Raw genomic sequence first — 18,975 nt, 5'->3', positions numbered from 1 at the left:
TGTGAAAGACTTTCAGTTCTGAAGCCAACTAATTTCGGCGCTGTCCATTCGAGTTGGCAGGCACAAAATGCCTTAGCGACAGCCTTGGTTTCAGACCAATAACCGACTTTCAAATTGTAACTATATTGACCGGAGAGTATCTTCCATGAAAAAGACCAAAATCGTATGTACGATTGGCCCTAAAACTGAATCTGTAGAGAAGCTAACTGAGCTAGTAAACGCAGGCATGAACGTAATGCGCCTGAACTTCTCTCACGGTGACTATGAAGAGCACGGCACTCGTATCGCGAACTTCCGCAAAGTGATGGAAGAGTCTGGTAAGCAACTTGCTATCCTTCTAGACACTAAAGGTCCTGAAATCCGTACGATCAAACTAGAAAACGGCGATGACGTTGACCTAGTTGCTGGTCAAGAGTTCACGTTCACTACTGACATCTCAGTTGTGGGTAACAAAGACAAAGTAGCAGTAACTTACGCTGGCTTTGCTGCTGACCTAAACGTTGGTAACACTATCCTAGTAGATGACGGTCTTATTGAGATGGAAGTTATCGCAACTTCTGAGACTGAAGTGAAATGTAAGGTGCTAAACAACGGCGCGCTAGGCGAAAACAAAGGTGTTAACCTTCCTGGCGTTTCTGTAAACCTACCAGCTCTATCTGAAAAAGATAAGAACGACCTTAAGTTCGGTTGTGAGCAAGGCGTTGACTTCGTAGCAGCATCTTTCATCCGTAAAGCGTCTGACGTTCAAGAAATCCGTGAAGTACTTGCTGCAAACGGCGGCGAGAACATCCACATCATCTCTAAGATCGAAAACCAAGAAGGTGTTGATAACTTCGACGAGATCCTAGAGCTTTCTGACGGTATCATGGTTGCTCGTGGTGACCTAGGTGTTGAAATCCCAGCTGAAGAAGTTATCTTCGCTCAGAAAATGATGATCGAGAAGTGTAACCGTGCACGTAAGATGGTTATCACTGCAACGCAAATGCTTGATTCTATGATCAACAACCCACGCCCTACTCGTGCGGAAGCAGGCGACGTTGCGAACGCTGTAATGGACGGTACTGACGCTGTCATGCTTTCTGGTGAAACGGCTAAAGGTAAGTACCCAGTTGAAGCAGTCACTATCATGGCTCAAATCGCGAACCGTACTGATTCAGCGCTTAAAGCTGAGCTAGGTTCTCGTCTAGACAGCCCACGCCTACGTATCACTGAAGCAGTATGTAAAGGCGCAGTAGACACAGCTGAAAAACTAGCAGCTCCACTTATCGTTGTTGCAACTGAAGGTGGTAAATCTGCACGTTCAGTACGTAAGTACTTCCCAACGGCAAACATCATCGCTCTAACAACTAACACTAAGACGGCTGCACAGCTAGTGCTAACTAAAGGTGTGACTCCAGTTGTTGTTGATTCAATCGAAAGCACTGACGCATTCTACGTAGCGGGTAAAGAAATCGCTCTAGAGTCAGGCCTAGGTAACAAAGGCGACATCGTTGTTATGGTTTCTGGTGCTCTAGTGGCTTCAGGTACTACTAACACTGCATCTGTACACGTTCTTTAATCGAACCTGTATTGATGACTATAAAGAGGGCTTTATGCCCTCTTTTTGTTTGATAGAGACCCCGTTTAATTTAACTGATAAATCACATCAACACGGTCTCGAATCACTATGGTCGAATCTTGGTACGTGTTCGACTCCATTTTTCCATCCATCGCCATAGAACGCATCAGTACTGGTTGATGATTCGACATATTGTAGTCAACCCGCCACACATCTTCGATTTCTTTGCCAAACCCTTCCGCCAACGAGTTGGCCTTATCATTGGCATCTTTAATCGCTGCCTGTCGCGCCTGCTGCTGATACAAGGCTTGTTCTCGTACTTTCAACTCAATGTTATCAACTTGGTTGATCCCCGCATCCAACGCCAAATCAAGATATTGATTGAGATCCTCTAGTTGCTGCACCGTGACCGTCATACTTCGAGTCGCACGATATCCAACCAGTTCAGGTTTGCCTTTTTTTGGATAGTGGTATTGAGGGGTGATATAGAGATTGGAACTAGAGATATCTTTACTCGCCACGCCGTGCTGATTGAGCGCAGAAAGAAAACTCATGACCACCTGATCGACCGACTGCTTAGCTTGTTCAGCCGTCATGGTTGTCTCGACCACTTTGACCGAAAACTGCGCCATATCAGGCTGAGCGACAACCTCACCATACCCGGTGGTGACTAAGTGCGGAAAGTCTGGCGTATTGGCCAGCGCATTGACACTCACACTGGATAAGGAGAGCGCTGCTACCCATAGTGGAATTCTCTTCATACTGAAATACCCTTTCGCTTCAAACCTATACATCATAGATAGAGGATACAAATAGGCCAAGTAAGCGAAGGAAGTTCTGACAAAGAGTTAACTCGTCTTATAGTACGACTATTTAGGTAATAAATCGTCGGTATGAGCGAGAATCGACTGCGTGATGGTTTTGAGTAAACCGGTTTCGAGTTGCCAATGGTGCCAGTAAATTTCAAAACTCATAAAAAAGCCTGGCATCAAATCGACTAGTTGGCCTGACGCAAGTTCACGCTCAATCTGCAACTTTGGGATCAAGCAATACGCGCAGCCCATTAATGCAAGATTAACAAACGCCTCTGAACTGGCGACATGATGATGAGCGATCGTATCAGGTTCAATATGAAAGTGCTGGGTTAAAAAATCACGATGGAGAGGATCATAATGATCAAAAGAGACCGCTGGCGCACTCTGTAGCGCAGCTCGGTCGACACCATTGGGAAAATAATGCTCAGCAAACTCTGGGCTGGACACACACACGTAATCCATCCGACCTAGGTATTGAGCCTCACACCCCGCCATCGCTCTAGGTTCCATACTGAGGGCCCCCACCACTTCGCCATTTTTGAGTTTATTCAGGGTGCGCGCTTCTGGAAACACAACAAAATTAAACTCTACCCGATGAGATTTCATGATGGGTGCCAAAGCTGGCAACAACCAAGTCGCTAAGCTGTCTGCGTTGGTCGCAATCGAAATGCGCTGCACTTTTTCTTGGCTGTCGCTGCCAAGCTCTGGAATAAGTTCAGTTTCTAAAAGTTGCACTCGCTGATAAAAACCTAGCAGCTTTTGCCCAATCAAGGTGGGCCTCGGAGGCTGCTCACGGACCAAAACCGGTTGAGCGAGAAATTTTTCCAGCTGCTTTACCCGTTGAGATATCGCGGATTGCGACACATAAAGTGATTGTGCCGCTCGCTCAAAACTCCCTGCTTTAACAACGGCTTCCAATGCTTCAATCCAGCGATAATCTAACCCTCGCATCTGCACCTCAATCTAATTAGAAGAACTAATATAGTATAAAAATCATTAAATATACTTATTAAATCTATTTGTTTATCTTCACTACATCAACAAACAAATGGAGAAAGTGAAGTGAATTTTTGGTTGATGCTACAAGGATTTGGGTTAGGCGCAAGCATGATTATCCCAATCGGTGCGCAGAATGCCTATGTGTTAAATCAAGGCATTAAGCGCCAACATCACCTGACGACCGCCAGCATTTGCAGCGTATTGGATACCTTATTTATCTCACTGGGAATCTTTGGCGGCGGCGCGCTACTGGCAAAAAATGAGACCTTGCTGCTGCTAGTCACGCTAGGAGGTATCGCTTTTTTAACTTTCTATGGTTATTTGTCACTCAAAAATGCGTTATCTCCAATAACGGATAGCCAAGACCAGTCCGCCTCATTGGTTGGACGCAAGGCGGTCATCGTAGGCGCCCTTGCCGTGACAGTTCTGAACCCCCACCTCTATTTAGATACAGTGGTCATATTGGGTTCGATTGGCGGCCAATTTAGCGGTATCGACCGTCTTGCCTTCGCTTTTGGGACCATCACGGCGTCATTTGTTTGGTTTTTCGCACTATCCATTGCGGCAGCCAAATTGGCACCGATACTGTCAAAACCCAGAGTAAAACAAGGGATTGATTTTGGGGTTGCAGTTATGATGTTTGTTATTGCCTTTATGTTGGCTAGGCAATTATTCAACGAATAAGGGAGAGATATGAATCAACTAGATAGGATATATCGTTTTAACATTGACTTGCTCAACCAACTCAATATCAGCTTTACCGAATGGCAGCATGAACCGATCCTAGACTTCACCACAGATGAACGGGTAGCAAAGAGACTCGGTTGGACAGGCACGCATAGCAAAAGCCTTTTTCTTCGCCTTAAAGGCGCAGGTTATGCGCTGCTGTTGACTGACAAAGACTCTCGCCTCGATAGCAAAGCAATTAAAGTTTTAACGGGAACACGGCCCTCGATTGTCGATGATCAGCAGATGACTGAAGTGACCGGATGCGTAGCCGGAGCGGTATGCCCTTTCGGCCTACCCAGTGAGATTGCAATCATTGTTGATACCCGACTCTATCAACAACAAGAGATCCTTTATACTCCAGGCAAACCAGAAGTAACTTTAGGGATTGCCGGCCAAGACCTAATCCCTGTCCTGAACCAGTTGGACAATCCCATACTAGAAATGTAAAAAAGCGAGGCAGAGCCTCGCTTTGATCGTAACACCGAGTGTGATTAATCGACTTTGTTGAGATGAACATCCATTTGTGGGAACGGAATTTCGATGCCTGCTGCATCAAGAGCTTCTTTAATACCTTGCATGGAATCAAAGTATACACCCCAATAATCCGCGGTTTTAACCCAAGGACGAACCACAAAGTTGACTGATGAGTCGGCAAGTGCCAGCACACCTATGGTCATGTCTGGATCTTTGAGAATTCGAGGATCTTTTTCCAGGGTTTCACGGATCACTTGCTTGGTTTGTTTAAGATCCGCTTTGTATGAGACACCGATAATCAGGTCGACACGGCGAGTTTCATGACGAGAGTAGTTGGTAATAGGGCTACCGATGACACCTGAGTTAGGCACCACGACCATTTTGTTATCGGGTGTTTTAAGAACGGTTTGGAAAATTTGAATCGCTTCAACACTGCCGGCAACACCACCCACTTCGACATAATCTCCCGATTTAAATGGGCGGAAAGCCACGATGAGCACACCCGCAGCAAAGTTTGATAGTGACCCTTGTAGCGCAAGACCAATCGCTAAGCCCGCCGCACCAATAACGGCAACAACCGATGCGGTTTGAACACCAACGCGACCTAGTGCCGCAATGAGTACGATAACAAAGAGCAGATAACGAACTAGGCCATGAACAAATTCGACAACGGCTTTGTCCATGTTTTTCTTGTCTAGAACTTTAGACACGCTGTTAGCGACCGCTTTAACGATAATGTTACCGATAAATAGGATCAGAACCGCTGATATGATGTTCACACCGTACTGAACCAGTAGATCTGAATTATTTGTTAGCCATTTTTCCGCATGGCTTAAACCATCAACGAGAGGGGCTTCAATCCCAACTGACTCATCTGACATAGTTTTATCCTCTTATTAAACAAGACTGCATGAATCCAATTGCTTGGCACCGCCACTAGAGTACTTGTGATACATTGACCGTGACAATGTCATTTTTTTGGCACGATAGCGCACTTTCGACCAATCGCAAAGTTAACTTTTTGCAAATAGCGCCAAAACAATCCTTTCGCCGCTTTTGTTTAAAGCCAGCGGCACAACAAATCAGATATAAAAAAACCCGCTCATTGAGCGGGTTTTTAAACTCTTAGCAATCAACGAATTATAGTACGTCTACTGCGTTAAGGTCAGCGAATGCTTTCTCTAGGCGTGCAACCATTGAAGCTTGACCAGCACGTAGCCATACGCGTGGATCGTAGTACTTCTTGTTTGGCGCATCTTCGCCAGTTGGGTTACCGATTTGACCTTGTAGGTAATCGTGGTTTTCAGCTTCGTACTGACGGATACCATCCCAAGTTGCCCACTGGGTATCTGTATCGATGTTCATTTTGATAACACCGTAACCGATAGACTCTTGGATTTCAGCTTCAGTAGAACCGCTGCCACCGTGGAATACGAAGTTTAGCGCGTTTGGTGCGATACCGAACTTCTCTGCACAATGTGCTTGAGAATCACGTAGGATAGTTGGAGTTAGAACAACGTTACCTGGCTTGTAAACACCGTGTACGTTACCGAAAGAAGCTGCGATAGTGAAACGGTGTGAAACTGCACTTAGTTTCTCGTATGCGTAAGCAACGTCTTCAGGAGAAGTGTAAAGCTCAGATGCGTCCATATCAGAGTTATCAACGCCGTCTTCTTCACCACCAGTACAACCCAGTTCGATCTCGATTGTCATGTTCATTTTAGCCATGCGCTCTAGGTACTTAGCACAGGTTTCGATGTTCTCTTCTAGAGACTCTTCAGAAAGGTCTAGCATGTGAGAAGAGAATAGTGGTTTACCCGTTTCAGCGAAGAATTTCTCACCCGCGTCTAGTAGACCGTCGATCCAAGGTAGTAGTTTCTTAGCAGCGTGGTCAGTGTGTAGAATGACTGGCACACCGTAAGCTTCTGCAACTTCGTGTACGTATTTAGCACCCGCTACAGCGCCAAGGATTTGTGCACCTTGACCTTCTAGCTTAACGCCTTTACCAGCAAAGAAAGCTGCACCGCCGTTAGAGAACTGAACAACAACTGGCGCTTTCACTTTAGCTGCTGCTTCTAGTACTGCGTTTACAGAGTCAGTGCCCACAACGTTTACTGCAGGAAGAGCAAATTTGTTCTCTTTTGCTACTTCAAAAACTTTCTGAACGTCATCGCCAGAGATAACACCTGGTTTTACGAAATCGAAGATCTTAGACATGGATTTGATCCTATTTATCTGTCGTTTTAAAAATAAAACTTGTTAAGTTTAAATTCTTGCAAACGTTTGCTCACAACGTGCGCTATTCTAGCAAAAAAATGTGATGTGCAGCAAACAAGAAAGCGGGAGAGAAACTCCCCCGCTTTCGTTTAATTACTTAGCGCGCTCTTCAAGCATCGCAACCGCTGGCAGTACTTTACCTTCAACGAATTCAAGGAATGCACCACCGCCAGTAGAGATGTAAGAAACGTCCGCTTTGATACCGAACTTATCGATAGCGGCTAGCGTGTCACCACCACCAGCGACAGAGAAACCAGCAGACTGAGCGATCGCTTCAGAGATACCTTTAGTGCCCGCTTCGAAGTTCTTGAACTCGAATACACCTACTGGGCCGTTCCAAAGGATAGTTTTCGCGTTAGCGATAATTTCAGCTAGAGCTGCAGTTGAATCTGGACCTAGGTCGAAGATCATATCGTCGTCAGCGACGTCAGCAACGTTCTTGATTTCAGCTTCTGCGTTTTCATCAAATGCTTTTGCACATGCAACGTCAGTGGCTACTGGAATAGAACACTCTTTCATTAGTTTTTGCGCTGTTTCAACTAGGTCTGCTTCGTATAGAGACTTACCTACGTTATTGCCCGCCGCTGCGATGAATGTGTTTGCGATACCACCACCAACAACAAGCTGGTCAGCCACTTTAGATAGAGATTCTAGAACTGTCAGTTTCGTCGAAACTTTAGAACCACCAACGATAGCCACTAGCGGACGCTCTGGGTTGTCCATTGCTTTGCCTAGTGCTTCAAGTTCTGCCGCTAGAAGAGGACCAGCACACGCTACAGGAGCGTTCATGCCCACACCGTGAGTCGATGCTTGTGCACGGTGAGCTGTACCGAATGCATCCATGACGAAGATGTCACACAGTGCCGCGTACTTCTTAGATAGCTCTTCTTCGTTTTTCTTCTCGCCTTTGTTGAAGCGAACGTTTTCTAGAACAACAAGTTCACCCGTATTTAGCTCTAGGCCATCTAGGTAGTCTTTCGCTAGTTTCACTTCGCAATCTAGTGCGTCGTTTAGGTAATTAACAACAGGTTGTAGAGAGAACTCTTCTGCGTATTCACCTTCAGTAGGACGACCTAGGTGAGAAGTAACCATTACTTTAGCGCCGGCTTCTAGACAGTGCTTAATCGTAGGTAGAGAAGCTAGGATACGTGCATCAGAAGTCACTTTGCCTTCTTTTACTGGTACGTTAAGGTCCGCACGGATAAATACACGTTTACCTGCTAGATCCAGGTCAGTCATCTTGATTACAGACATGATGTGTCCTCTCAAATATTCAATAAGTAAAGTTTTTCAGTCACCCAGCAACCCTTGCCAGGCTCAATAATTCTGTAAACTGGTCTTAATATGAAGAACGATTCAATTTATTTCAAGGTTAAAAATAAATCTTTCTCCAACGCTGCTCTACGGCTTATTCAGCAGCTTGCATTGCGACCGCAGTATCCAGCATACGGTTTGCAAAGCCCCATTCGTTATCACACCAAACCAACATTTTCACCAAATGTCCGTTGCTCACTCGGGTCTGGCTGCCATCGACAATCGCGCTATGGGGATCGTGATTAAAGTCGATAGAAACGAGCGGCGCTTCAGTATAGTCAACAATGCCCTGTAATGTACACTGAGATGCGTTAACAATGGTTTGATTTACGTCATTAACTTTCACATTTGTATTAATTGTGACACTTAAATCCATCGCCGTAACGTTTACCGTCGGTACTCGCACAGAAATTGCTTCAAACTTGTTAGAAAATTTCGGGAAGATTCTTTCAATACCTTTATGCAACTTAGTGTCTACAGGTATGATCGATTGACTCGCAGCGCGCGTTCGACGCAAATCGGAGTGGTAAGCATCAATGACTTGCTGGTCGTTCATTGACGAATGGATAGTAGTGATGGTGCCAGACTCAATTTCAAACGCATCATCAAGCGCTTTAATGATCGGCACAATACAGTTAGTGGTACAAGATCCGTTCGACACCACTTTATGCTCTGCTTTAAGCGTGTGATGGTTTACGCCATAGATAATGGTATTGTCGAGATCGTTGGCACCTGGGTGTGAAAATAGAACTTTCTTCGCCCCTGCTTTAATATGCTCTTGACCATCGGCCTGCGAGCCAAACACGCCGGTACAATCTAAGACAATATCCACTTCTAGATCACGCCAAGGCAGTAGCTCAATATCACTAAGATGAAGAATGCGAATAGAGTCATATTCGCCTGCTCTTTGATCGCAAGCTCCATGATGAATATAGATATGTTCTTGGTCGTTGGTAATCTTTTTGCCAAACCGACCATGACTGGTGTCGTACTGCAGAAGATGTGCCATCGCATCAGGCTGTGCCAGTTCATTGACTGCGACTACTTTAATTTGTTGGCTTTTGCCACTTTCATATACTGCTCGCAGTACATTACGACCGATACGTCCAAATCCATTGATCGCAACTCTTAGCATGATTCCTTCGCCCTACATCATTTTCGTGTCACAAATAGTAACCGATAGCCGCTTAAAGCGCATTAAGTTAGTGATGTAAGTCGAAGTTCGCACACTATACAACTTGATTAATACGCTGAATGTATAGATATTAAAGCGGAGTCGGTGTACTTCTTTGGCTGTTTGTCCTCTAGTTTTTCAACCAAAGGAAATTACCATGACTGGATTCCCAGCGACTCACTTTTGCCAGCAATGCTCACAAGAAACGCCTCATAGCGAAGTCTTGGTGAGAAAAACCAGCAGTTATGACTCTGATCCTTCATTGCTTGGCAGAATTAAACTGATGGCGAACACCTTTATCAATGGTGGACATTACTTCAACATGGACAGATACGTGACATGTAAAGTATGTGGTCATAAAGAGAAAGACAATTGGGGCAATGAGTTTGAATAACGCTTAAACTCACTGAAACCAATAAAAAAACCGAGCCACATGGCTCGGTTTTCTATTTTGTTGACTCGGTAAAAAGACGATTAACCAAGCAGCTCTTTCGCTGTGTTAACAACGTTCTCAGTTGTGAAGCCGAACATCTTGAACAGTTCTCCTGCAGGTGCAGATTCACCGAATGTTGTCATACCGATGATCTTGCCACCGAAGCCAACGTACTTGTACCAGAAGTCTGCAATGCCCGCTTCGATAGCGATACGAGCCGTTACGTCTGATGGCACTACTGCTTCACGGTATTCAGCGTCTTGCTTGTCGAATGCATCGGTAGATGGCATTGAAACCACACGTACTTGTTTGCCTTCAGTAGTCAGCTGGGCAGCCGCTTCAACCGCTAGTTCAACTTCTGAACCTGTCGCTATTAGGATAAGCTCAGGCTTGCCTGCGCAATCTTTCAGGATGTAACCACCGCGTGCGATGTTTGCTACTTGCTCTTCGCTACGCTCTTGCTGTGCAAGATTTTGACGAGAGAAGATTAGCGACGTCGGGCCGTCTTTGCGCTCAATTGCCAGTTTCCAAGCGACTGCAGACTCAACTTGGTCACATGGGCGCCATGTGCTCATGTTTGGCGTTAGACGTAGCGATGCGATTTGCTCAACCGGTTGGTGAGTTGGGCCATCTTCGCCAAGGCCGATAGAGTCGTGCGTGTACACTTGGATGTTCTGAACTTTCATCAGAGCCGCCATGCGCATTGCGTTACGTGCGTACTCCATGAACATTAGGAACGTCGCGCCGTAGGGTACGAAACCACCGTGCAGCGCAATACCGTTCATAATAGCCGTCATACCGAATTCACGCACACCGTAGTGGATGTAGTTGCCCGACGCATCTTCCGCAGAAACAGACTTCGAACCCGACCACATGGTTAGGTTAGAAGGCGCTAGGTCAGCCGAGCCGCCTAGGAATTCTGGTAGCATAGCGCCGAACGCTTCTAGCGCGTTTTGTGAGGCTTTACGTGATGCGATGTTGGCTGGGTTCGCTTGAAGTTCGCTAATGATTGCATTGGCTTTTTCTTCCCACTCGGCAGGTAGTTCACCGTTTAGGCGACGCTTAAGCTCTGCAGCTTCTGTTGGGTAAGCCGCCGCGTAGGCTTCAAATTTGGCATTCCACGCTGCTTCTTTTTCTGCGCCTGCTTGTTTTGCATTCCACTCGGCATAGACGTCAGCCGGAATGTCAAACGGGCCATGCTCCCAACCAAGCTCTTTACGAGTCGCGGCAATTTCTTCAGCGCCTAGTGGCGCGCCGTGACAGTCGTGAGAACCCGACTTGTTAGGCGAACCAAAACCAATCACTGTTTTAGTACAAATTAGCGTTGGGCGAGGGTCAGCTTTCGCGGCAATGATAGCGGCGTTGATCGCTTCTGGATCGTGGCCGTCTACCGCTGGAATGACGTGCCAACCGTACGCTTCAAAACGCTTAGGTGTGTCATCAGAGAACCAGCCTTCAACGTGACCATCGATAGAGATGCCGTTGTCATCCCAGAACGCGATCAGCTTACCAAGACCTAGCGTACCCGCTAGAGAACACGCTTCGTGAGAGATACCTTCCATCAGACAGCCATCACCCATAAATGCATAAGTGAAGTGGTTAATGATGTCGTGGCCTTCTTTATTAAACTGCGCTGCTAACGTTTTCTCAGCCAGCGCCATACCCACTGCGTTAGTGATACCTTGGCCTAAAGGACCCGTCGTGGTTTCAACGCCCGGTGCGTAACCATATTCTGGGTGGCCTGGCGTTTTTGAGTGCAGCTGACGGAAGTTTTTCAAATCGTCAATCGATAGCTCGTAACCAGAAAGGTGCAGCAAAGAGTAAATCAGCATAGAGCCGTGACCGTTTGAAAGCACAAAACGGTCGCGGTCAGCCCACTCTGGGTTAGCTGGGTTGTGGTTTAGGTGTGAACGCCAAAGAACTTCAGCGATATCAGCCATCCCCATAGGGGCACCTGGGTGACCTGAGTTAGCTTGTTGTACACCGTCCATGCTTAGCGCACGAATAGCATTAGCGAGGTGTTGACGAGAAGACATTGCAGCTCCTGAATGCATTAAGCGAATCAAAAAAATGGGGCCTAATTCTCTCAAACCCCTACCAGCTGTGCAAACGATTTCCATTGAATTCGCCTGCACATCGAGGATTTTTTGCACTATTTTTTATCATTAGCACGACAACTTGCTCAGAATTAAGCAAACGATTAACTCATTCTTGAGCGAGAAAAAAGCTTGTAATTGTCATCAGCAAACTTAAAATAGACGTCTAGATGTAGATACACCTACAAACTCAAGTATTATTTATTTGGGTTCTGAATACGTCAGAGCCCTTATGTAGATTAAAGTGGAGCTCACATGGCTAAGCACCTGTTTACTTCTGAATCTGTATCAGAAGGTCATCCAGATAAAATTGCAGACCAGATTTCTGATGCCGTTCTTGATGCGATTCTAGAGCAAGATCCTAAAGCGCGTGTTGCGTGTGAAACATACGTAAAAACCGGCATGGTGATGGTGGGTGGTGAAATCACCACGTCTGCATGGGTCGATATCGAAGAGCTAACACGTCAAACCGTACGTGAAATCGGCTATGTTCACTCAGATATGGGCTTTGATGCCGATTCTTGTGCCGTGCTAAACACGATCGGTAAGCAATCGCCTGACATCAACCAAGGTGTTGACAAAGCGGATCCAAAAGAACAAGGCGCGGGCGACCAAGGCATTATGTTCGGTTACGCATGTAACGAAACTGATGTTCTTATGCCAGCTCCAATTACTTACTCGCACCGCCTAGTCCAAAAACAGGCAGAAGTGCGCAAGAACGGCACTCTACCTTGGTTACGTCCAGACGCTAAGTCTCAGGTAACGTTCCAGTACGACCAAGGCAAGATCGTGGGTATCGATGCGGTTGTTCTTTCAACTCAGCATTGTGATTCAATCTCTACGCCAGATCTGCGCGAAGCGGTTATGGAAGAGATCATCAAACCTGTGCTGCCTTCAGAGTGGATCAACAAAGAGACTAATTTCTTCATCAACCCAACCGGCCGTTTTGTAATCGGTGGTCCTATGGGCGACTGTGGTTTGACAGGTCGTAAGATCATCGTTGATACCTACGGCGGCGCAGCGCGTCACGGTGGCGGTGCATTCTCTGGTAAAGATCCATCAAAAGTAGACCGCTCAGCCGCTTACGCAGCGCGTTACGTAGCGAAAAACATCGTTGCCGCAGGCCTAGCAGATCGCTGTGAAATCCAGCTTTCTTACGCGATTGGTGTTGCTGATCCAACCTCTATCATGGTGGAAACGTTTGGCACTGAGAAAGTGTCTCACGACATCATCATTGAAGCGGTACGTCAGTTCTTCGACCTCCGTCCATACGGCCTACAAGAGATGCTCAACCTTCTGCAACCGATTTACAAGAAGACCGCAGCATACGGCCACTTCGGTCGCGAAGAGTTCCCTTGGGAAGCGACAGATAAAGCCGCACAACTGCGAGAATTTGCTGGTTTAAAATAACCATCACTCCAACAGTTACATGCAAATAAAGAGCGCCTGAATTATCAGGCGCTCTTTTTGTATGTGAAAAAAGCGCGGAGAAATTTGTATTTTTGTGCCAAGCGGTCAATAGTTAAAAATATGTTAACAAAAAGAATCGCCTCGGCGGTGATTTGCGTAAACAGGTAATAACTGATGCGCCGCTTATGACGTCGCCAAGCCGGGCATCGAGTTTCATTCATCCACTTTATTGAAGCGGGTGTAGGTAGAGAATCGATCAAGGAGGAGTTATGCCTCGTACGGTGAACCCAGATGGCTTCGATGCAAAACATAAGGAAGTCAAAGATTCAGAATACGCACGTACAATACCGTGCAATCAAGTGAGTATTTCTGCCCCCTTCCACTGGCTATCGCTCGGTCTGCACGACTTCGTGCGTATGCCACTGATCAGTGCTTTTTACGGCCTGTGCTTTATGGCCGCGGCAATAGGAATCGTATTACTCGTGCAATGGCAAGGGACTCACCTCGTCGTGATGCCCAGTTTGGTCGTCTACATGCTAATCGGCCCTTTCTTGGCCCTAGGGCTTTATGATGCCAGTTGGGAGCGTGAAAAAGGCCACAGCGCAAGTTTACTCCATTCTATGAAAGCGATAGGTCGTAACTCAACGTCGCAGTGGGCATTTGCAGTGATGCTCGCCGTGTGTATGATTTTTTGGATGCGAATCGCCGCACTGCTCCATGCGCTCTACCCCTCGGTACAAGGCGCACCACTGAGCGAGTTTATGCCATTTTTGGTGATTGGATCTTTGGTGGGATTGGTGTTGGCTTGCGTGGTATTTAGCATTTCCGCCTTCTCTATCCCACTCATGATGGAACGCCGCGTCGATATGATGACCGCCGTGTTTTCAAGCTTCAACGCGGTTAAGTCAAACATTCCAGCCATGATTGTTTGGGCCGCACTCATTTGTGGCGGTATCTTAGTCGGCTTTGCGACCTATGGAATAGGCATGCTATTTACTATGCCTATCTTAGGCTACGCGACTTGGCACGCTTATCACGAGATCATCAAAAAGAAACATCACCCTTAAGTCGCAAGCTAACACAATCCGGTATATGATTCGCCTCTGCTAACAGGGGCGTTTTTATTGGAGTCTAACTTGGACATAGAAAATGAATACCGTGCGATGCAAACCATTTCGAGTTGCATCCGCACCGCATCACAGCACTTTCAGCGTCAGTTTCCAATCCCTAGACTCAGTTTCAAACTGCGCGGTAAAACAGCGGGCAAGGCTTATTTGCAGCTCAATGAAGTACGTCTTAATCCAGTACTCTACCGAGAAAACCAAACGGCGTTTTTACGCGAAGTTATCCCTCATGAAGTCGCCCATTTGGTCGCCTATCAAGTGTATGGTCGGGTTAAACCCCACGGTAAAGAGTGGCAAGGGATAATGGAGTCGCTGTTTAAAGCCCCCGCGAAGACAACCCACAATTTTGCCGTTACCTCAGTACAAGGCAAAACTTTCGAGTACCGGTGTGCCTGTGACCACTACCCGCTCTCGATTCGACGCCACAATAAAGTACTACGCAACCAAGCCGTATATCGATGTCAGCAGTGCCACCAGTCGCTCAGTTTTACTGGCCGCCAATTATCCTAATAGCGATCCCCTTGTTTTTTCATCGCAAAGCATCCATGTTAATGGGTAATTAACTCTCATGCTGGAAACCGGTACACAATGCGCATCCCTCGAATTTATCATCCTCAAACCATCACTCAGTTAGGCACTCTCGCCCTTAGCGAAGACGCCGCGGGCCATATCGGACGCGTTTTGAGAATGAAGCAGGGCCAGCAAGTGATACTGTTCGACGGCCAGGGCGCTGAGTTTCCAGCCGAGATCAGTCACGTGTCGAAAAAAAACGTCGAAGTTGAGCTCAAACAGCGCGTTGAGCGCAGCAGTGAATCACCACTCGACTTGCACTTAGGGCAGGTCATTTCACGTGGTGACAAAATGGAGTTCACCATTCAAAAATCGGTCGAACTCGGCGTCAACACCATTACCCCTCTTATTTCTGAGCGATGCGGTGTCAAACTCGATCAGAAACGCTTTGAAAAGAAACTCGCCCAATGGCAAAAAATCGCCATCAGTGCCTGTGAGCAGTGTGGTCGTAATACGGTTCCCGAGATTCGCCCAATCATGCAGCTTGAAGAATGGTGTGGTGAAGAATACGACGGTTTGAAGCTCAACCTTCATCCACGTGCACAGTACTCAATTAACACCCTACCCACGCCAGTAGAAAAAGTGCGCCTGTTAATCGGTCCTGAAGGTGGTTTGTCTGCTGAAGAAATCAGCATGACAGAAAACTACAAATTTGAAGAGACGTTGCTCGGCCCACGCGTACTGCGCACGGAAACCGCGGCTCTTACTGCAATTACAGCCTTGCAAGTTCGTTTCGGCGATCTTGGTTAAACGGAGAAAAAGAATGATCAAATTAGGCATTGTAATGGACCCAATTGCGTCCATTAACATCAAGAAAGACTCTAGCTTTGCCATGATGCTTGAAGCGCAGCGACGCGGCTATGAAATCCACTATATGGAGATGAATGACCTTCATCTTGACCAAGGTGTCGCGATTGCAGATACCAAGGTTGTTGAGCTCAAAGAAGATCCAAATGGTTGGTACGAGTTTAAATCTGAACAAACCATTGAGCTTTCTGAGCTAGATGCTGTGTTGATGCGTAAAGATCCTCCGTTTGATACTGAATATATCTACGCTACCTACATTCTTGAGCGCGCTGAAGAGCAAGGCACACTGATCGTCAACAAACCGCAAAGTCTGCGTGACTGCAATGAGAAGCTCTTTACCGCTTGGTTCCCAGAGCTTACGCCGACGACAATTGTGACGCGTAAAGCGGAAAAAATTAAGGCCTTCCGTGAAGAGCATGGCGATGTGATCCTCAAGCCTCTCGATGGAATGGGCGGTGCCTCTATTTTCCGCGTTAAAGCCAACGATCCCAACGTTTCAGTGATCATCGAAACCCTCACCAACCACGGTCAAAACTACGCGATGGCGCAGACATTCGTGCCCGATATCAGCAATGGCGACAAACGTATTCTCGTTGTTGACGGCGAACCGATGCCTTACTGCTTAGCGCGAATTCCAGCCAAAGGCGAGACTCGCGGTAACTTAGCGGCAGGTGGTCGCGGTGAAGCACGACCGCTGAGTGAAACAGATAAACAGATCGCTGCCGCCGTAGCGCCTACACTTAAAGAAAAAGGACTGATTTTTGTAGGTCTCGACGTTATTGGTGACAAGCTGACAGAAATCAATGTGACTAGCCCAACTTGCATTCGTGAGATTGAAGCGGCCTTTGATGTGTCAATTACTGGCAAACTGATGGACGCCATTGAGCGTCGTTTGAAAGCCTAATACTGATTTGGGCAACGCATTTTCGTTGCCCTCATTACGCGGGAGTCTCTATGAATTTAACCAACCATTTTTTAGTGGCTATGCCGGGGATGAAAGATCCCTACTTTCAACGTAGTGTCATTTATGTGTGCGAGCACAACGAAGAGGGCGCTATGGGTTTGATGATTAACGCTCCCATCGACATCACTATAGGTAAGATGCTAGAAAAGGTCGATGTTCAATCCGCGCATCCTAAACGCCTAACTGAAAGCTTAGACAAACCAGTGTTGAACGGCGGGCCAGTATCAGAAGACCGCGGGTTTATCTTGCATCAACCCAAAGATGAGTACGAGTCGAGCATTCGCATGACCGACCAAATTTCGGTCACCACGTCGCGTGATATTCTTGGCGTTCTCGGCACCGATGCCGAGCCTAACCACTACTTGGTTGCACTGGGTTACGCTGGCTGGGAACCAGGGCAACTTGAAACGGAACTGTCGGAGAACTCATGGCTCACTGTTGAGGCAGACCCTGATGTGATGTTCGACACCCCGATCAACGAACGCTGGCAAAAAGCAGTGAAAATGCTTGGCATCGATGTGGCCCAACTCTCGAGCGATATTGGTCACGCTTAATAAAAAGAACAAACACTATGTCTAGAACGATAATGGCTTTTGACTTTGGCACTAAGAGTATTGGTAGTGCCATCGGACAAGAGGTAACTGGTACAGCTTCACCACTGAAAGCGTTTAAAGCCAACGATGGCATTCCTAACTGGGATGACATAGAAAAGCAGATAAAAGAGTGGCAACCTAATTTACTCGTGGTGGGGCTGCCGACTGACTTGCATGGACGCGACCTAGAGGCCATTACACCGCGCGCAAAAAAATTTGCCAACCGCTTGCATGGTCGTTTTGGTCTTCCGGTTGAGCTGCATGACGAAAGGCTCTCGACCACGGAAGCCAGAGCAGACTTGTTTGCCATGGGCGGTTATAAAGCCTTGAGCAAAGGCAACGTAGACTGCCAGTCGGCGGTGGTCATTTTAGAAAGCTGGTTTGAAACGCAATGGGGTGAATGAGTAAGAGACTCTCTAGCGCGGTCACAACCTAACCAAGCTGGCGAAAGAGCCAGCTTGGTTATTATATTGAGTTTATAGATCTTGCGCTTCAATCCAAAGTACCGCGTCTTGCGACAACTCTTTACCTTGGAACTCTTTGTCAGGCCCAGAGCCTAAACACGCAAATCCCCACTTGCCTGCTTTTGGCACACCAAAAGTAAACATACCGTTGTCATCGGTGATCGCGACAAGCGCAGACGCTGGCGTATTACGATGGGTGCCTTGAGCAAATGCATTCGCTTTGCTGTCAATATCTGTGTTTAGAAACTCAATCTCACACTCAACTCCTGCCGCTGGCTGACCTTCAGAGAGAAGTTGCCCGGTAAACGTGCTACCAGCAAGGATTTGATAAGGTTTGTTCTTTGGCACAATCTCCGTCTTCAAACCCAACGGCTCCTCCCATCCTGTCGGCAGACCACCCTTGTTGATGTAACGCTTGGTGATTTGTTGGATATAGATATCTTCACCGCCTTCATAATAAGGGGCGGGGGTTGCGGCAAAAATGTAATCACCGTTACGACGGATTTTGTACTCCAACTCAAACGCTTTAGCCTTATTATCAGGCCCTTTCCATTCGATGGGTTGCAACTTATCCAATAAATCCGTCTGCTTGCCTTTGAACGTGACCGTTAACGCTTCGGGCTTTTCTATATCCATTACATGGCCATTATCCATTGGGTGGCCAAACACCACTTTCATATCGACGGTTGTCGGTGATTCAATTTGAGAAGTCGGCGTATACATTAGTAGAAAATGCGCCTGAGAAGCCGCCGACAAAGAGAGCGCTGTTAAGCCAACCGCTAGAGATAACTTTTTCATTTTTTCATCCTAAGTTTCTTTGATTATTCAACAATATTCTTGCCATCGACTTCTATCGAATGCCCTGGCCCGGCGTTAAACTGAACTTTGTAATCACCGGCAGGTTTTGCAAATTCAATTTCACCCTCTTGGTTAATCTCACTTTTAATTAGTGCCTGGTTCGCGCCATCAACCACCAGCACTTCTACCCCTGATGCCGAAGATCCATCAGAAAAGCCACCTTCACATAAGATGGTATTGTCGCCGAAGTCATAACATGAAAATAACGGGGTGTGAGCCAGTGCTGCGTTCGGGAGTAGCACGCTCATCAGTAGCAGTAGAGTTTTAGGTTTCATTTATTGGTCCATTTTGAGCTTTTTAAAAGGATATTGAGAAT

General features: G+C 46.8%; 20 protein-coding genes. 11 read left to right on the top strand and 9 right to left on the bottom strand.

What is annotated here, in order from left to right; all coding sequences use genetic code 11:
- Positions 1-145: 145 nt before the first annotated feature.
- Positions 146-1,558 (top strand): pyruvate kinase PykF, encoded by a 1,413-nt coding sequence (gene pykF, locus FCU94_RS01705; RefSeq protein ID WP_176286833.1) that lies wholly within the window; start codon positions 146-148, stop codon positions 1,556-1,558.
- A 65-nt stretch (positions 1,559-1,623) separates the two neighbouring features.
- On the opposite strand, the gene FCU94_RS01700 is transcribed toward pykF, so the two are convergent.
- Together FCU94_RS01700 and FCU94_RS01695 are read right to left on the bottom strand one after the other, a co-directional pair.
- The gene (locus FCU94_RS01700; RefSeq protein WP_176286832.1) at positions 1,624-2,319 is read right to left on the bottom strand and encodes an oxidative stress defense protein; all 696 of its coding nucleotides are present in this window, start codon (positions 2,317-2,319) and stop codon (positions 1,624-1,626) included.
- Positions 2,320-2,427: 108 nt separating this feature from the next.
- Complete coding sequence (locus tag FCU94_RS01695) at positions 2,428-3,324, bottom strand: LysR family transcriptional regulator ArgP (protein WP_176286831.1); 897 nt, start codon at positions 3,322-3,324, stop codon at positions 2,428-2,430.
- 111 nt (positions 3,325-3,435) lie between these two features.
- Here FCU94_RS01695 and FCU94_RS01690 point away from each other — a divergent pair, with 111 nt between their 5' ends.
- Both FCU94_RS01690 and FCU94_RS01685 read left to right on the top strand, forming a co-directional pair.
- Positions 3,436-4,056: a LysE/ArgO family amino acid transporter gene (locus FCU94_RS01690; RefSeq protein WP_176286830.1), complete on the top strand. Its 621-nt coding sequence runs from the start codon at positions 3,436-3,438 to the stop codon at positions 4,054-4,056.
- A gap of 9 nt (positions 4,057-4,065) precedes the next feature.
- Entirely contained in the window at positions 4,066-4,548 is a 483-nt protein-coding gene (locus tag FCU94_RS01685; protein ID WP_176286829.1) for a YbaK/EbsC family protein, read from the top strand.
- A 44-nt stretch (positions 4,549-4,592) separates the two neighbouring features.
- Here FCU94_RS01685 and mscS read toward each other — a convergent pair whose 3' ends face one another.
- From mscS to epd, 4 genes are all read right to left on the bottom strand, one after another.
- The gene (gene mscS, locus FCU94_RS01680) at positions 4,593-5,456 is read right to left on the bottom strand and encodes a small-conductance mechanosensitive channel MscS (protein WP_176286828.1); all 864 of its coding nucleotides are present in this window, start codon (positions 5,454-5,456) and stop codon (positions 4,593-4,595) included.
- A gap of 259 nt (positions 5,457-5,715) precedes the next feature.
- Positions 5,716-6,792, bottom strand: a complete 1,077-nt coding sequence (gene fbaA, locus FCU94_RS01675; RefSeq protein WP_176286827.1) for a class II fructose-bisphosphate aldolase — start codon at positions 6,790-6,792, stop codon at positions 5,716-5,718.
- Between the two features lie 153 nt (positions 6,793-6,945).
- The gene (locus FCU94_RS01670; protein ID WP_176286826.1) at positions 6,946-8,106 is read right to left on the bottom strand and encodes a phosphoglycerate kinase; all 1,161 of its coding nucleotides are present in this window, start codon (positions 8,104-8,106) and stop codon (positions 6,946-6,948) included.
- A 154-nt stretch (positions 8,107-8,260) separates the two neighbouring features.
- Positions 8,261-9,301, bottom strand: coding sequence for an erythrose-4-phosphate dehydrogenase (epd, locus tag FCU94_RS01665; RefSeq protein ID WP_176286825.1), 1,041 nt, complete (start codon positions 9,299-9,301; stop codon positions 8,261-8,263).
- A 196-nt stretch (positions 9,302-9,497) separates the two neighbouring features.
- Between epd and FCU94_RS01660 the strand changes: the two genes are divergently transcribed.
- Positions 9,498-9,734 carry a hypothetical protein gene (locus FCU94_RS01660; protein ID WP_176286824.1) on the top strand — a complete coding sequence of 79 codons (237 nt, stop codon included), beginning with the start codon at positions 9,498-9,500 and terminating at the stop codon, positions 9,732-9,734.
- A gap of 80 nt (positions 9,735-9,814) precedes the next feature.
- Here the strand turns inward: FCU94_RS01660 and tkt are convergent, their stop codons facing one another.
- Positions 9,815-11,809: a transketolase gene (gene tkt / locus FCU94_RS01655; protein WP_176286823.1), complete on the bottom strand. Its 1,995-nt coding sequence runs from the start codon at positions 11,807-11,809 to the stop codon at positions 9,815-9,817.
- Positions 11,810-12,124: 315 nt separating this feature from the next.
- Here tkt and metK point away from each other — a divergent pair, with 315 nt between their 5' ends.
- The 7 genes from metK to ruvX all read left to right on the top strand — a co-directional run bounded on the left by metK (position 12,125) and on the right by ruvX (position 17,741).
- Complete coding sequence (gene metK / locus FCU94_RS01650) at positions 12,125-13,279, top strand: methionine adenosyltransferase (protein ID WP_176286822.1); 1,155 nt, start codon at positions 12,125-12,127, stop codon at positions 13,277-13,279.
- Between the two features lie 269 nt (positions 13,280-13,548).
- Positions 13,549-14,346 carry a DUF2189 domain-containing protein gene (locus FCU94_RS01645; protein ID WP_176286821.1) on the top strand — a complete coding sequence of 266 codons (798 nt, stop codon included), beginning with the start codon at positions 13,549-13,551 and terminating at the stop codon, positions 14,344-14,346.
- A 69-nt stretch (positions 14,347-14,415) separates the two neighbouring features.
- Positions 14,416-14,913: a SprT family zinc-dependent metalloprotease gene (locus FCU94_RS01640; RefSeq protein ID WP_176286820.1), complete on the top strand. Its 498-nt coding sequence runs from the start codon at positions 14,416-14,418 to the stop codon at positions 14,911-14,913.
- Between the two features lie 78 nt (positions 14,914-14,991).
- Positions 14,992-15,723, top strand: a complete 732-nt coding sequence (gene rsmE, locus FCU94_RS01635; protein WP_176286819.1) for a 16S rRNA (uracil(1498)-N(3))-methyltransferase — start codon at positions 14,992-14,994, stop codon at positions 15,721-15,723.
- Between the two features lie 13 nt (positions 15,724-15,736).
- The gene (gene gshB, locus FCU94_RS01630) at positions 15,737-16,684 is read left to right on the top strand and encodes a glutathione synthase (protein ID WP_176286818.1); all 948 of its coding nucleotides are present in this window, start codon (positions 15,737-15,739) and stop codon (positions 16,682-16,684) included.
- A gap of 50 nt (positions 16,685-16,734) precedes the next feature.
- A complete protein-coding gene (locus tag FCU94_RS01625) occupies positions 16,735-17,298 on the top strand; it encodes a YqgE/AlgH family protein (protein WP_176286817.1) in 564 nt (187 codons plus the stop codon).
- 17 nt (positions 17,299-17,315) lie between these two features.
- The gene (ruvX, locus tag FCU94_RS01620; RefSeq protein ID WP_176286816.1) at positions 17,316-17,741 is read left to right on the top strand and encodes a Holliday junction resolvase RuvX; all 426 of its coding nucleotides are present in this window, start codon (positions 17,316-17,318) and stop codon (positions 17,739-17,741) included.
- 72 nt (positions 17,742-17,813) lie between these two features.
- Here the strand turns inward: ruvX and FCU94_RS01615 are convergent, their stop codons facing one another.
- The gene (locus FCU94_RS01615; RefSeq protein ID WP_176286815.1) at positions 17,814-18,599 is read right to left on the bottom strand and encodes a DUF4198 domain-containing protein; all 786 of its coding nucleotides are present in this window, start codon (positions 18,597-18,599) and stop codon (positions 17,814-17,816) included.
- Between the two features lie 23 nt (positions 18,600-18,622).
- On the bottom strand, positions 18,623-18,934 hold the full coding sequence (locus tag FCU94_RS01610) for a hypothetical protein (RefSeq protein ID WP_176286814.1): 312 nt from the start codon (positions 18,932-18,934) through the stop codon (positions 18,623-18,625).
- Positions 18,935-18,975 lie beyond the last annotated feature (41 nt).

The sequence above is a fragment of the Vibrio sp. JPW-9-11-11 genome, assembly GCF_013369335.1.
Taxonomy (GTDB): Bacteria; Pseudomonadota; Gammaproteobacteria; order Enterobacterales; family Vibrionaceae; genus Vibrio.
This window is presented reverse-complemented; position numbering and strand designations above follow the sequence as displayed.

What these genes read in the sequence shown, in the direction of transcription:
- epd (WP_176286825.1), bottom strand. Translation starts at nt 9,301, where the DNA reads ATGCTAAGAGTTGCGATCAATGGATTTGGACGTATCGGTCGTAATGTA.
- fbaA (WP_176286827.1), bottom strand. Translation starts at nt 6,792, where the DNA reads ATGTCTAAGATCTTCGATTTCGTAAAACCAGGTGTTATCTCTGGCGAT.
- FCU94_RS01615 (WP_176286815.1), bottom strand. Translation starts at nt 18,599, where the DNA reads ATGAAAAAGTTATCTCTAGCGGTTGGCTTAACAGCGCTCTCTTTGTCG.
- FCU94_RS01625 (WP_176286817.1), top strand. Translation starts at nt 16,735, where the DNA reads ATGAATTTAACCAACCATTTTTTAGTGGCTATGCCGGGGATGAAAGAT.
- FCU94_RS01695 (WP_176286831.1), bottom strand. Translation starts at nt 3,324, where the DNA reads ATGCGAGGGTTAGATTATCGCTGGATTGAAGCATTGGAAGCCGTTGTT.
- FCU94_RS01700 (WP_176286832.1), bottom strand. Translation starts at nt 2,319, where the DNA reads ATGAAGAGAATTCCACTATGGGTAGCAGCGCTCTCCTTATCCAGTGTG.
- mscS (WP_176286828.1), bottom strand. Translation starts at nt 5,456, where the DNA reads ATGTCAGATGAGTCAGTTGGGATTGAAGCCCCTCTCGTTGATGGTTTA.
- tkt (WP_176286823.1), bottom strand. Translation starts at nt 11,809, where the DNA reads ATGTCTTCTCGTCAACACCTCGCTAATGCTATTCGTGCGCTAAGCATG.
- rsmE (WP_176286819.1), top strand. Translation starts at nt 14,992, where the DNA reads ATGCGCATCCCTCGAATTTATCATCCTCAAACCATCACTCAGTTAGGC.
- pykF (WP_176286833.1), top strand. Translation starts at nt 146, where the DNA reads ATGAAAAAGACCAAAATCGTATGTACGATTGGCCCTAAAACTGAATCT.
- gshB (WP_176286818.1), top strand. Translation starts at nt 15,737, where the DNA reads ATGATCAAATTAGGCATTGTAATGGACCCAATTGCGTCCATTAACATC.
- FCU94_RS01685 (WP_176286829.1), top strand. Translation starts at nt 4,066, where the DNA reads ATGAATCAACTAGATAGGATATATCGTTTTAACATTGACTTGCTCAAC.
- ruvX (WP_176286816.1), top strand. Translation starts at nt 17,316, where the DNA reads ATGTCTAGAACGATAATGGCTTTTGACTTTGGCACTAAGAGTATTGGT.
- FCU94_RS01670 (WP_176286826.1), bottom strand. Translation starts at nt 8,106, where the DNA reads ATGTCTGTAATCAAGATGACTGACCTGGATCTAGCAGGTAAACGTGTA.
- FCU94_RS01610 (WP_176286814.1), bottom strand. Translation starts at nt 18,934, where the DNA reads ATGAAACCTAAAACTCTACTGCTACTGATGAGCGTGCTACTCCCGAAC.
- FCU94_RS01645 (WP_176286821.1), top strand. Translation starts at nt 13,549, where the DNA reads ATGCCTCGTACGGTGAACCCAGATGGCTTCGATGCAAAACATAAGGAA.
- metK (WP_176286822.1), top strand. Translation starts at nt 12,125, where the DNA reads ATGGCTAAGCACCTGTTTACTTCTGAATCTGTATCAGAAGGTCATCCA.
- FCU94_RS01660 (WP_176286824.1), top strand. Translation starts at nt 9,498, where the DNA reads ATGACTGGATTCCCAGCGACTCACTTTTGCCAGCAATGCTCACAAGAA.